Source organism: Mariniblastus fucicola (assembly GCF_008087665.1).
GTDB classification, from domain to species: Bacteria; Planctomycetota; Planctomycetia; order Pirellulales; family Pirellulaceae; genus Mariniblastus; species Mariniblastus fucicola.
In genome coordinates, this window is sequence record NZ_CP042912.1 from 1,263,359 (window position 1) to 1,276,244 (window position 12,886).

A 12,886-nucleotide genomic window follows, 5' to 3' on the forward strand; every position below is an offset into this window, starting at 1 on the left:
TTCTCCATGTTCAAAACGAAAAACGAAACGCGGACCGTCAGCCTGTGAGTGCATCGCTGATTCTGTGACGAATCGAATTAATGCGCTGTCTATGCAACGAGACGTTAGTCGCGCCGCTGCAGCTCAATCGAACCACGCATTCCAGGCTTGAGTTCACCTGTTGCGTTCTCGACTTCAGCCCACACGATGAAATCCTGGACATCCGGATCAATCTCCGGACTGGTGAAAACGACGACCGCCGGATATTGCCGACCTCGATGAGTGAACGTCGCTCGCTCGGCAATAGATTCAGGCGACGCGTCTTCCAAATAGCAGCGACATGAAACGCGGAGCTTGGACAAATCGATCACGCGAGCTATCGGCTCGCCAGGCTGAACCCACTCGCCGACTTGTTGATAAACTTGCACCACCATGCCTGAGGTAGGCGATCTAATTTCCCGGTTCCGCAATTGAACTTCAGCCAACTCCATTTGCGATTTTTTTAGCTCAACCGTTAACTCATTCACGACTGCCGACCGTTCGGCTTGTTCGCCAGAAAGCCTCGCACGTTCGTATTCAAGCTTCAATCGCTCAAGTTCTGTTTTGGAAACGGACTTTGCGAATTGATTCGCTGCGTTGACCGAACGTTGGTAGACCTTGCCACTGACGTCTTTGGATACCTTTGCGTATCGCAAGTCGATATCGTTTTCATTTTCTTCCTTCGCGATGTCCAATTCGCTTGCGGCAACGTTCGCGCTTGCCATGGCAGATTCGCGGTCCAGAGTGGCGATGGCGTCCCCGGTTTTTACCAGGTTGCCTTCAGTGATATTGATTGACTCAACGATACCCGCGTCTCTGGCGGCAACTTCGACGTTAACAATCAGTTGCAGCTGAGCCGCATCGATCTTGATCTTGTCTTGTGTGGCACTTTCAGATTCAGCCGACGCGGACGGGTCTGCCTGGTCATTTGCCGTAGTCTGTTGCTCTTCGAACAACTGGACGCTGGGAGATTCCTGAGCGGTTGAATTCGAGAGGGCAATCGTGAGGGCGAAACAAGTTGCCAGAAATGCACGCATGGAAAGAGTCCTGTTCGAGGAATTTATTTCCGTCCAGACTAGTTAAAGAACGCTCGGCGACACGGAAGCCGAACTTTTTTCCAGAACGCGAACCAACACCTCGCCCGTGCGACGCGCCATAACCGTTGCATTCCGATCTTCGAAGACGCGCCCCTGCCCTCGTTGCCCCAACTCCAGTCGAAGTTCCGCATCCAGCGACAGGCTTTCAATCGCTTTTTTCAGCGACTGAACATCACGAGCCGCGAAAAGCCGCATGCCGTTGGTGCTCCGAGACAGCTCTGGAAAAGCGCCGTGGTCGGGCGCGATCACAGGCACGCCAGCAGCCAACGCTTCGAGTGCGTACAGTGCCTTTGGCTCCAGAAACTCTGTCGGCACCGAGAACATGTCTAACGATCTGAGAAAATCCAGCTTCTGAACCCGCTCGATGGAACCCAGATATTCGTAGTGCGAATCCAAACCGGCATCCTTCAGTTTCGCAAACTGCGTTTCGGCGTACTCTGTGTTCTGCGGACCCAGCCATCCCGCGATACGAAGCTTCAGCGAATCAAACTTTGGATCTTTCTTGACTTCAATGAACGCATCGACCAGATGGTGCAGACCTTTCTCCGGTGCCAGTCGCGCAAGGTAACCAATCGTTAGATCTTCGTCCGATTCAATCGTGGGCAATTCCCGAAACGCATGGAAGTCATCCAGTTCCAGGCCCAAAGGCGTCACGTGAAACTTTGACGGATCCAGCTTCAAATACTCACTAATGTAGTCTCGATAGAATTCAGAATGAACGATGAAAGCGTCGACGTGTTTTCCGATCTGCTCGATTCTTGCCAGGGCTTGTGTGCGAAAGGGGTCCTGTAGCGAATCGAGAAACACGTCGTCTCCCTGAAGCGTGACAACGACCGGAAGGCCAAGCTGTTTTTTGATTTCTTCAATACAGCCGCCAATCAGAATGTTGCTGAAGATCATCAGTCGCGGCTGCGTCATGCTCAGCCATTTGCAAATCCGAAGAACTTCCTTTCGTTGATTCCCGTGTGCACCTTTGAGCATCGATACCGCGAGCTTGCCCAGCGTCCTGGCATCGGTGTCCATTGCTTTGGCCGTGACGCGGCGGATCAGTTTTGGATTATCCAGAAACCGATCCAGTGACGCCGGGATCCAGCGAAAGAACGGGATCTTCTGCTGCAAAAACACGTTGATGCCGCCAAAGAACACCTGGTCGACACTCGCGTCCTGCTCGTCAGTTCGAATGGGCGTGTACGTTGGGATCAGCTGAATGTCCCAGCCCGTTTTCTGCAGCGAACGCGAGAGTGCGTTGTCGTGCATACAACTGCCGCAGAACATTCCGCCAGCGCCCGCCGTCAAATAGACAATTTTTGGTTTGTCGTCGATGGCGGACATGATCCTGTCGCTCGGTCTGACCCAGATCGAAAATGATGACGCGCGAGTCCATCCCAGACTCGCCTGAAATTACAAAGCTTCGATCTGCTTTGCGATTTTATCAATGAACATCTGATTCGTCTTATGCTTGGAGAGATGCTTGGTCAGCTCGCTCATCGCATGTTTCGGATCATTCATCGACATCAACGTTCGCCGCAACTTCGTAATCGCATCCAGGCTTTCCGGGCTGAGCAACAGCTCTTCGCGACGCGTACCAGATTTGGCAATGTCGATCGCAGGCCAGATTCGCATGTCAGCAAGATCACGGCTTAGGACCAGTTCCATGTTACCGGTCCCTTTGAACTCCTGGAAAATGAGTTCATCCATTCGGCTGCCGGTATCGATCAGAGCCGTGCCGACGATCGTCAGCGAGCCGCCTTCTTCAAACGCACGCGCCGAAGAGAACAACTTCTTTGGAATGTCCATTGCCTTGGTGTCGATACCGCCAGACATCGTCTGACCACGGCGACTGGAGTTGCTGACCCACTTGTTGAACGCACGAGCCAAACGAGTGATCGAATCCATCAGCAAGAAAACATCGCGGCCCATCTCGGCCAGTCGCTTACAGCGTTCGATCACCAACTGCGAAAGACGCACGTGGCTCTCGATGTCTTCGTCCAGGCTACTTGCGATGACTTCGCCACCAAGAACGTTACGCTTCATGTCGGTGACTTCTTCAGGACGCTCGTCCACCAACAACACCATCAGTATCGAATCCGGATGATTCAACGCGATGCCCTGGCTAATATGTTGCAGCATGACCGTCTTACCGCTTCGAGGCGGAGCAACAATCAATGCACGCTGGCCTTTGCCAAGCGGAGTCAGCAAGTCCATCACTCGCGTCGTCAACGGTTCAGGTCCTGCTTCGAGCTTATACCATTGCTCCGGGTTGATCGGTGTGAGCTCGTCGAAACGTTTGACGTCGGCGTAATCTTCAGGCGCCATTCCATCGACGTCGATCAGTTCGCGTAGTCGCGGTCCCTGTTGACGCCGACCGGGTTGAACCTTTCCGCGGATAATCAAGCCTTCACGCAAACCGAACTTTTCGATCATCGTGCCGGGAACGAAAGGATCGCTGCGATCACGTGAGTAGTTTTTCGTTGCGCTACGCAGGAAACCGTATCCGTTGGGATGAAGCTCCAGCAAGCCAAAGCCTTCGACCAATTCCGAATCATCAATCTCGACAGGCTCGCGATTTCGGTCACGATCACGTCGTCCGCGATAGTTACTGTTGTTATTTCCACGGCCACCACCGCCATTATTTCCGCGACCGCCGCCGCCAGATCGGCCGCCGCTGTTACGGCCTCCGCCGGATCGACCGCCGCCGCTGTTTCCGCGTCCGCCGCCAGAACGGCCTCCACCGCTGTTGCGGCTTCCGCTGGATCGGCGTCGTCGCGAACCGCCGCTATTTCCGCCGCTGTTACCGCCGGTATTGTTGCTTCTGCGCCCGCGGTCTGAACCGCCGCTGCCGCCGTCCGAACTATCGGAGTTGGAGCTTTCTGAGCGACTGGAGCGTTCCGAACGGTCTGATCTTTCCGAACGGTCTGACCGGTCTCTATCTCTATCCGAACGGTCTCTGTCTCTGTCTCTGTCGGAGCGGTCTCTGTCTCGATCAGAGCGATCCTTGTCTGAGCGATCGGACCGAGACGAACCTCGGCTGCTTCTTTCGGAACGTGAGTCAGACCTGGAATCGGAACCCGAGTCATTATCATCGTAATTGCGGTCATCGCGATCAGAGTTCGATTCGAAGTAGTCCGATTCGAAATCAGAGCCAGTGTCCTTGTCCTTGGACGAAGAAGAGCTACGCCGCCGTTTTTTTGCCATCAAAAATGTCCTGATAGAGAATCCAGGTTCCAATTGGTAATACCGAAAAGGACTCTGTGGGCACAAACGCGCCACGCAAATGCTGCCCAGAAGAAACGGACACCAGATTCCAATTCCGGTCGATTGGTTGGCACCGTTGAACAGGGTGCCAATCGGGGATGCGGTAACGAAGAGTTGCCGCGAACGTGAGTTTTGAGTGAAGGGGGTTGTTAAGCTCTCACCCGAACAAAAAACGAAGCGTTAGCGAATCACAATAAATGCAAAACGCCGGCTCGCGAAATCGTCTGATGAAAGATTTCATTTCGATCACGAGGATTGAAGAGTATCCGCATGTTCCAAACGAAACTGGAACAATCGCACTCTACGCAAAAGTAGCAACGCGGTTCACCATGGAAGTCGACACGGGAAAATTCGGCGAGATACTCGAAAACGAAACCCACCCAGATTCCAGCTCATGAACGTGACATATGCCATTTCGTCCAAGTTGAGGCAGAAACCTGAATCCCGGAAGAGACGTCCAGAAGACTCTGAACCAGCTGCTCGGCCGAAAGCCGGAGCACAGATACTCGATCAACGAAGCTCGTTAACCGGTCCAAAGTTTTGCTCAATCAAACACAGCTGTCAAGCATAAATAGAAGCATGCACCTATTTTGCCCGCACTTTCCAGTTTGCCAGAAAAGCCAGCAAAGCCCGTTAATTCCGGATAAACCCTCAATTTTCCGTGGCTAGCCAACCAACGATTGTCGATGCACAGACTAGCTGTACATAGACAAGGAAACTGCGGTGCAATAATGAAAATCAGCCCAAACAACTTCGTCACTCGGATCTTCCCGGTCGTCGCCTTCGTCATGCTGGTGACTTTCTTGCCAGCGATGGTTGAAGCCCAGGCAACAGGTGAGATTCAGTGGCTCTCAAATGTTGAGAAAGCCAAAAAGATCGCTGCGGCCCAAAACAAGCTGGTATTGTTACACTTCGATGCATCCTGGTGCCGTCCTTGTAAAGCTTTGGAGACTTATGTCTACCGAAGCAGCGCCGTCAAAAATGCAATCGCCGAAAACGTCGTTCCGGTGAAGCTCGACGCGGACTATGAACTGAATCTGGTCAACGAGTACGACGTCTCGATGGTGCCCTTTGATGTCATTATCACACCCGGCGGACGTGTGATTACCGAACGTCGGTCCCCTGCCGATGCAGAGAACTATGCGAAGATGATTGCCAATACTTCGTCTGCCAGCAGAATGCTGGAGAAGGAAAAGTTGGGGCCGATTGCCCATCAACGCAAGTTGGTCAAAAACCGTACACTCGACGGACAGGATCCAACCGCGTTTCGCGCGGAAGGTCCTGTTATCGAAGAAGTCGGTTTGTCCAAGGACGGCAGCCTGTTGCAACGCCGCCAAACGGCAAACACAAATAGCAAATCAGAAACAACGTCGAACCCCTGGGTCGATCAGGGCAGCAATGCGAATTCCGGAATGCTGGCTTCAGCCAACACAAACGAGATCGGTGTCGATGACCTTGAGCGCAATCAGTTTTTGAATCGGGAGCGTCAATGGGTTGCTCCTTCCTCGCAAACGCGTCGTGCCAAACCCGAGCGAATCGTGAACGACCGCTACTTCGAGGCACTTGCGGATAGCGAGACCCCGCAGCGATCCAACACTCCGACCAAACCCGGTCCTTTCAGCCTCGCTTCCAACAGTCGTTCAGTGACTCTTGAGCCTGCTCCTGCGGACAATGGAGGCTTTGATTTGAGCCTCGATGATGGTGCGTCGAGTGCAAGTCTTTCGGTTCCAGTCGATATTTCTTCTGACAGTTCAGGCCACGGAGATTTCAAAGTCAAACCAACGACTCAGGGAACGTCGCTCAACTCGGTCGTTGAAGTTGATCCTTCAAGCCCGGAACTGATTATGGTCGGCTCAGAGCCTCCAAAAGCGGATCCCGGAAAATTCTGCCTTAAGGGAAAATGCCCGGTCACGCTGATCACAGAAGGTCGTTGGGAAGATGGCGACGCTCGCTTCGGAATCGTGCATCGCAACCGAACCTATATTTTCGCGAGCAAGGAAAAACTTGCTGTGTTCCGTTCGAATCCGGACAAGTACAGCCCTGTTCTGGCTGGCTTCGATCCCGTCGTCTATCACGAGCAGGGCAAGCTGGTTGAGGGCTTGGTCGAGAACGGCGTATTCATGGGCCAGACTCCAGAACAGAAAGTCGTTCTGTTCCGGGACGCAGCGACTCGGAGCAAGTTTCAGTCTTCGCCGAAAGAGTACCTGCAGACGATTCGCCAGGCGACAAATACGGCTGGCAGCACTTCGATCACGCGGTAACGCAGTCACGTGATCGGCTGCAATCGCAAAGCTGTTGGCATTGTGAAAGCCAGTCCAGCAAATCGGTGGTGGTAAATCTGAATTGACGATCCGCCAAGACCGCACAACCGCTGAATGTCGCGCAGTTGTACGGCCGGGCAGAGGTCTTGCCTCTCAATCGGATGTTGAAATTTCAATTTCCAGATGCTGCGATTCGCCAGTGTTGTCGATTGTGTAGCGAAGCGGCGTTGTCTGAATGTTGTTGTAAATCTGCGGCACGATGTGTGTCACAGCTCCCTGTCGAAATTCGGGTGTGAAGTTGCCGTCTCCATCCTCCTCAGCCGACATTTTCGGAGTTGAGTTGAGGACTTTGTCGACGATAACAGCGACCTTGTAATCACCCGGAGGAAGTCCGTCGCCCGGCTTGCGATAAGAAATGGTAAACGTTCCATCATCCTGAATGACGGCGTTCGCAGTCCGACCGCCGCTGACTGGATAGAACTCGATCGTGCCCGCCGAAGATGGCCTGCCATCGACCATCACGATGCCGCCGGCTTTCTCAAGCTTCTCGCCGCTGAGGCAACCCGTTGAGCAGATCCCGATCAACAGAAGTAAAATCGTGGCTTTGGTGAAGCCGTAATGAATATTCACGTTGAAACCTGTTTTGAAATGCGTTTATGAAGAAGCAGAGCTGGCCGCAACAGGCAACCGGCCCTGCATTTACACGGATGGCAGCATCAGCTACAGGCTGCCCAGATCGATGACTCCGCCGCTGTTCATGGACGCGGCCTCACGATAAACCAGGATGTCAACGTCGTCCGAAACGAACCCAACGTGACCATCGCTGAACGCGAAGTTCGCCCCACCTGGATGTTGGCTGGAGAACGGACTCCAGTGATACCAACTGGCCGAGTTGTACTTGTCACCACCTTCGAAGAAGCCGGGGTCATTGATGGGGCTGTTCGCAGTGAGCACGTGTCGTGCCGGGTTAGCGAACATGTTTCGTGCCGCACTTAGCCCGTACATGTTTCCGGCTGTACCACCGCCCCACCACCATGGAGCCAGGCCGGGTTGAGCGCCGACCACCATTCCTGAGGAGCCGATGTCGGCACCGTAATGTTGCTTCAGATAGTTTTCGCCAAGGATTAGGGTGTTCGAAGTTCCATCGGTGATGTTTCCAATCGTGCGTCCCCTGTTCACACCAAGAATTCCGTCATCGTGAACCGGGCCTCGCCCCCAGACGTTTCCATACTTTGCGTTGTCGGTGAAACCTTCCTGGCCACCTTGCACACCGAAGTAATCTCTGGCCCACTCCGGCGATCCGTTAGACGGGCACAAGTTCATGCCAGTTGGCGCAAGATCTCTACCGTCCCTGATGCCATTTCCATCGTTATCAATGTCAAATTGAACTGCGGGACTAACTAACGAGGAAACATCATTCCAGTTATAACCAACCGTTGTGAGAACGTTATTTTGTTCCATGTAGGGAAGTATTTGGATGCACCAATTGCTACCTCGGCATGCCTGCCCATTGGTGCGCAACTGGTTTGGGATCAAGTCAGCTGCAGGAAATGTCATCCTTGCTGACTCGTAGTTGAAGCACGCTAACGCCAATTGGCGAAGGTTATTTTGGCACTGCGTTCGACGAGCTGCCGCTCGCACCTGCTGCACTGCCGGCAGTAACATTCCGATCAGGATTCCGATGATCGCGATAACGACGAGTAGTTCCACCAGCGTGAAGGCTTTTCTTTTAAACATACTTCGGCCTCTAGGAAAAATTGATTAACGGGGCTGCTGTCATCCTCAGGTGCGGTTCTAGGTGGATTCTGCGCCTCTGTGATTTCAGATGCAATCAATTTCCAAAGGGTCTCAGTGCAGTTTTGGAGCTGACTTTACAGGTTGCGGTTTGTATTGGGGGGAAGGCACGAACACTAAATCTTGACGACCAATAAATGCTCAGGAAAAGCCAAAATAGAGAATCCGGTTTCAACTTTGCAAATCGCATGATGCAAAAGTTTTCTACTTATTGCGAAGAAGTTGCGGCTATTGGGGCCCGCAATTGGCTGTTTCGCAAACCTGATAATGTAGATAGTTTTCGGAGGAGGCGGCTATCAGAAAACGCATCTGGACCGGAGTGAAAAGCAGGTGCGTGACACTGACAGACGCGCCCTCGCAAGCCGCTCGGGATCTCATTGGGTAGAAGGTTGAAACAACGTTCAGGGTTAGCCCGGCAGTGCTTCGCCGGCTGAAAATCTCAAAGCTTGTGTGACGTGCTTGGTCGTCCTGTGGGTTGTTAGAAACCACGGGTGGCGTTGGCAGTGAACGCGAGAGCATTGGTGGTCATCGGCCAGATGCGGATTTTGACGATCTGGCTCGATACACTTTGTCGGAGCTCGCAACTGGTGCCGTTAGCCGGTGAACAGTTCGGCCCAAGCCGGGTTCATCACGATGTGTTGAGCGATGCGGTCGCTCAAGGCGGCGATCGTCATGAAAGGATTCACGCCCAAAGCGGTGGACATCAAGGATCCATCAGCCACGTAGAGCCCGGAGTGAACTGCAGCTGAACCAACCCCGCAAGCCGAGTTGTCGCCGACGTAGCCTCCGTTACGACCGTCGTAGACTTCGCCCAGATGGTTGGTCGTTCCGTAAAGCGGATTGTCAGACATGCCGCAGCCGCCAAGGGGATGGACGGTGACAAGATTGTCGCCGAAAGCTTTCAACCGCTTGTACTTTCCGCCATGAGCAGCGGCAAGCCGTTCGAATTCGCCGAACACCATCTTGCGATACTCGCTGCCTTTGAGACCTTCCCATTTAATCTGCCAGCGTCCGGCCTTTTTGACCAACCGGCCTTCCGCGGAATCGTGTCCCATCCCCAGCATCACCATCGACTTGTTGAGCGCAGGGTCACGAAGCAACGCCGTAAACAGATTGCTTACTCCGCGTGGAATCGCAGCATCCTGGATCAACAAGCGTCGCTTCAATTCTTTCTCTTTGTGGAAATGCAACGACGACTGAACCGTTGGGCCGACGGGCGGTTTGTCAGTCGCGTAAGCTCCCTGTCCTCCGATGTTGGTTCCGCGTGCCATATCAGTGATGAATCCAATAGCGTCACCATTGCTCGACCAACCTCGCCCCAGAAATGGAGAGAACTGAAAGTTCGGAGCCTGTGAATCAAGCAAAATTCCCGCGCTGGCAGGACTGCCGGCACCGACGACCACGATCTTTGAATTGATCGATACCGGGTGTCGCGTCACCTTGTTGTGGCGATCATCGACATACTCCATGTTGACCTGGTAATAGCCATCCATCTTGCGGATCGATTTGACTTCGACCTGCGTGTACATTTCCGCGCCATTGTGTTTTGCAACGGGCAAATAGTTCATTGCCAAGGTGTTTTTCGCGCCGACGTTACAGCCATTGATGCAGTCTCCGCAGAGCGTGCAAGGACGTTGAACCATGCCCTGGCGATTACGCAGGTCCTTGTCGAGATGGCGATAGTCGTACATCACCGAAACGTTGGAACGATCGTAGAACCGCGGATCCCTGCTGATGCTCTCTGCTGCCATTCGGCGAACGCGAACTTTTGGAGTCTGGTCGAACGGAGTCCGAGTCAGGCTGAGGTTGCGGGCGACGGATTCGAAGTAAGGCTGGAGCGTTTCGGCGTCCCGGAGCGCTTCTGGCCACTTGGCCTGGTGAAATACTTCTGCGTCGGGTTTAAGTGCAATGCTGGCATTGATCAGTGAACCGCCACCAAGTCCGCTACCACTGAGCACGTTGACTTCGTCGTTGAACATCACGTTGAACAGCCCCAGAGGCTGAGTCACCTGTCCACGCGTTGGGCCTGCGATATTTGCTCGCGACAGGTTGCTCACGTTAGCGAATGTATCCGGGAACGTGCCGGGCACCCATTCTTTTCCTCGCTCGAGAATACAAATCCTCTGGTCATCGCGAAGATGCTGTGAAAGTTTCGCAGCCATGATCGAAGAGCCGTAGCCAGAACCAATCACAACAACTGCAAACGGGACTTCTGACTTATTCTTTTTCGCTGTCAGAAACAGATCGCGGATCGGATTGGCCAGCCGTCCGCCATAGCCCGCCAGACTTCGTTCATAGTCCATCGTGGCTTGCTGCTTCAGCGGCGAATCACTGGTCTTGGTGCGTTTGCCGATCTGGACCAAACCGCTGGGGGCTCGTTGTTGCTGCTGAGCGGTGGCGGATCTGGAGGCCGCTAGCGTCGTTGCCGCAACGGCTGCTGATTTGAGAATCGCACGTCGGCTGGGGGTGCGAGAGTTGTTGGAGGCTGGTTTGGGAGCGTTCATCGATCCGTTCGCGGAAGGCACATCGTCACCTTCATTTATCGAACCAAACGGGATTCCGATAATAGCCAAACCGTAGACTTTTCCAAATGTGACGGTTTTCTGCCTTCGCGATCCGCGCGCGTCTGGGCTGTTTGTAAAGATTAGGAACTGTTTTCGGATCAGCGATCTGCAGAGCGGCCCAAGTTGCAGTCGATGCCATAATGTCCACGAATTTGTTCAACAGCAACCTAATTTAAATCAGCAGGGTCGTGTCACATTCATGCACCTGCCGCACTTCGATTTCCACCTACCGCTCAACTCCTTCCCGCCATTCCGGACCGCCAACCACGATGAATTCCAACAGTCGCGACGTCGATAGAACAGTTCACTGTCCCGAAGAGGCCGACACGGTCGAATCAGGTGAGAGTAACAGCGAGAAGTTGATTGACCGAATCGAAAAGTTGACCGCGTTGGTCCAGGCGAACGAGCGCAACGAGCAAATACAACGAGCCGTTTTCAAAATCGCTCGCACGTCGACGACTGCCGAAACGATGGATGCTTTTTATCGGTCAATCCATGAAATCGTTGCCGAGCTGACTTCGATCGATGCGATTATCATCGCGCTGTTTCATCGCGACGAAGGCTGCATGAGCTTTCCCTACTACGTCGATAATTTCGATGACGAGCAACAGGGGGACGAATCGCCGCTGAACAATCGCGAGAAGATTCCAGTCGAAAAGTGCAAGGATATGCTGTGCTGGAAAGTCATCACATCCAACGAAGTCATTCGCTATCAAGCTCGTAACAATCGAGGTCTGGTTCCGTTCGGCAAACATTCTGAAGACTGGGTTGGCATTCCGCTACGTCTCGACGGGCAGCCTATCGGCGTGTTCTCAATTCAGAGCTATCAGGCCGGGTTTGAGTATCGCGAAGAAGAAATCAATCTGATGGTGTTTATTTCGCAGCACATCGCCAGTGCCCTACAGCATCTCAGAGACCGTGAGTCATTGCGGCAATCCAACGAAAAACTCAAGCGTGAAATCGAAGAGCGTGAACTGATCAGCCAACGCATGGTTGAGCTTTCGCATCAAGCCGGCAAAGCAGAAATCGCGACCGGGATTTTGCACAACATCGGCAACGTCCTCAACAGTATCAACGTTTCGGCTGGACTTGCAGAAGAGACGTTGCGGACGTCGCGAGTTGGATCTCTGAAGAACGCGGCAAACCTTTTGAACCATCAGGAGAACCTTGGCGAGTTTTTCACCAACGACAAACGGGGTCGTGCTTTCCCGAAATTCCTCGGTGAACTGTCGGAAGTTCTTCACGCGGAACGCGCGAAGATGAAATCCGAACTCTCGATGCTAAGCAGTCACCTCGAGCACGTCAAAGTTGTCGTGTCGATGCAGCAGGCCTACGCTGGCCTTTCCGGGCTACAGGAGTGCGTTTCGATACCAGAACTTTTGAGTGACGCCGAGCTGTTGATTTCGTCTTCGTTAACGCGTCACCAGGTCGAAGTCATTCGTGAGTTTGAGCCGATGCCGGAAGTGATGTTGGAAAAGCAAAAGCTGCTTCAGGTGATCGTGAATCTGCTCAAGAACGCGAAGGACAGCATGACTCTCGGCCGCGCCCACGGCAGAAAGCTGATCATCAGAGTCTCCCTTGCGGCCGACAACATGTTGCAAATCCAGTTCACCGACAATGGCGAAGGCATCGCCGCGGAGAATCTCACGAACATCTTTTCGCATGGATTCACGACGAAAAACGACGGCCATGGTTTTGGCTTGCACAGTTGCGCCAACGCAATGAAAGAGATGGACGGCGAAATCTTTGCTCGCAGCAGTGGATCCGGAACCGGCGCAACGTTCACGCTGCGGTTGCCCTGCATCCCCGCCGACTCGCAAGAGTAAACAACGATGACTCGATAGTTCATCGACGCCAGGGCAAAGCCAAGCACCACGTTGCATGTTTGCCTGGTCAC

Annotated in this window: 8 protein-coding genes and 1 pseudogene; 3 read left to right on the forward strand and 6 right to left on the reverse strand. The window is 53.4% G+C overall.

The window, feature by feature from the left end:
* Window positions 1-104: 104 nt before the first annotated feature.
* The 3 genes and pseudogenes from MFFC18_RS04545 to rho all read right to left on the reverse strand — a co-directional run.
* Complete coding sequence (locus MFFC18_RS04545) at window positions 105-1,055, reverse strand: efflux RND transporter periplasmic adaptor subunit (RefSeq protein ID WP_075081873.1); 951 nt, start codon at window positions 1,053-1,055, stop codon at window positions 105-107.
* 42 nt (window positions 1,056-1,097) lie between these two features.
* On the reverse strand, window positions 1,098-2,447 hold the full coding sequence (locus tag MFFC18_RS04550) for a glycosyltransferase family 4 protein (protein ID WP_075081872.1): 1,350 nt from the start codon (window positions 2,445-2,447) through the stop codon (window positions 1,098-1,100).
* 69 nt (window positions 2,448-2,516) lie between these two features.
* Window positions 2,517-3,881, reverse strand: a pseudogene (gene rho / locus MFFC18_RS04555) (transcription termination factor Rho); the annotation flags it as partial.
* Between the two features lie 716 nt (window positions 3,882-4,597).
* Here rho and MFFC18_RS24795 point away from each other — a divergent pair.
* Both MFFC18_RS24795 and MFFC18_RS04560 read left to right on the forward strand, forming a co-directional pair.
* Complete coding sequence (locus MFFC18_RS24795; protein ID WP_157664996.1) at window positions 4,598-4,768, forward strand: hypothetical protein; 171 nt, start codon at window positions 4,598-4,600, stop codon at window positions 4,766-4,768.
* A gap of 333 nt (window positions 4,769-5,101) precedes the next feature.
* Complete coding sequence (locus MFFC18_RS04560) at window positions 5,102-6,631, forward strand: thioredoxin family protein (protein WP_075081870.1); 1,530 nt, start codon at window positions 5,102-5,104, stop codon at window positions 6,629-6,631.
* A 153-nt stretch (window positions 6,632-6,784) separates the two neighbouring features.
* On the opposite strand, the gene MFFC18_RS04565 is transcribed toward MFFC18_RS04560, so the two are convergent.
* The 3 genes from MFFC18_RS04565 to MFFC18_RS04575 all read right to left on the reverse strand — a co-directional run bounded on the left by MFFC18_RS04565 (window position 6,785) and on the right by MFFC18_RS04575 (window position 10,929).
* Window positions 6,785-7,261, reverse strand: coding sequence for a hypothetical protein (locus MFFC18_RS04565; protein WP_075081869.1), 477 nt, complete (start codon window positions 7,259-7,261; stop codon window positions 6,785-6,787).
* 90 nt (window positions 7,262-7,351) lie between these two features.
* The gene (locus MFFC18_RS25420) at window positions 7,352-8,368 is read right to left on the reverse strand and encodes a DUF1559 domain-containing protein (protein WP_075081868.1); all 1,017 of its coding nucleotides are present in this window, start codon (window positions 8,366-8,368) and stop codon (window positions 7,352-7,354) included.
* Between the two features lie 650 nt (window positions 8,369-9,018).
* Window positions 9,019-10,929 carry a GMC family oxidoreductase N-terminal domain-containing protein gene (locus MFFC18_RS04575; RefSeq protein ID WP_148618644.1) on the reverse strand — a complete coding sequence of 637 codons (1,911 nt, stop codon included), beginning with the start codon at window positions 10,927-10,929 and terminating at the stop codon, window positions 9,019-9,021.
* 329 nt (window positions 10,930-11,258) lie between these two features.
* Here MFFC18_RS04575 and MFFC18_RS04580 point away from each other — a divergent pair, with 329 nt between their 5' ends.
* Complete coding sequence (locus MFFC18_RS04580) at window positions 11,259-12,815, forward strand: ATP-binding protein (RefSeq protein ID WP_075081865.1); 1,557 nt, start codon at window positions 11,259-11,261, stop codon at window positions 12,813-12,815.
* Window positions 12,816-12,886 lie beyond the last annotated feature (71 nt).

Bases quoted from the DNA above. Each gene is read 5' to 3' on its own strand.
- MFFC18_RS04545 (WP_075081873.1), bottom strand. From the start codon at position 1,055: ATGCGTGCATTTCTGGCAACTTGTTTCGCCCTCACGATTGCCCTCTCG.
- MFFC18_RS04550 (WP_075081872.1), bottom strand. From the start codon at position 2,447: ATGTCCGCCATCGACGACAAACCAAAAATTGTCTATTTGACGGCGGGC.
- MFFC18_RS24795 (WP_157664996.1), top strand. From the start codon at position 4,598: ATGAAAGATTTCATTTCGATCACGAGGATTGAAGAGTATCCGCATGTT.
- MFFC18_RS04560 (WP_075081870.1), top strand. From the start codon at position 5,102: ATGAAAATCAGCCCAAACAACTTCGTCACTCGGATCTTCCCGGTCGTC.
- MFFC18_RS25420 (WP_075081868.1), bottom strand. From the start codon at position 8,368: ATGTTTAAAAGAAAAGCCTTCACGCTGGTGGAACTACTCGTCGTTATC.
- MFFC18_RS04575 (WP_148618644.1), bottom strand. From the start codon at position 10,929: ATGAACGCTCCCAAACCAGCCTCCAACAACTCTCGCACCCCCAGCCGA.
- MFFC18_RS04580 (WP_075081865.1), top strand. From the start codon at position 11,259: ATGAATTCCAACAGTCGCGACGTCGATAGAACAGTTCACTGTCCCGAA.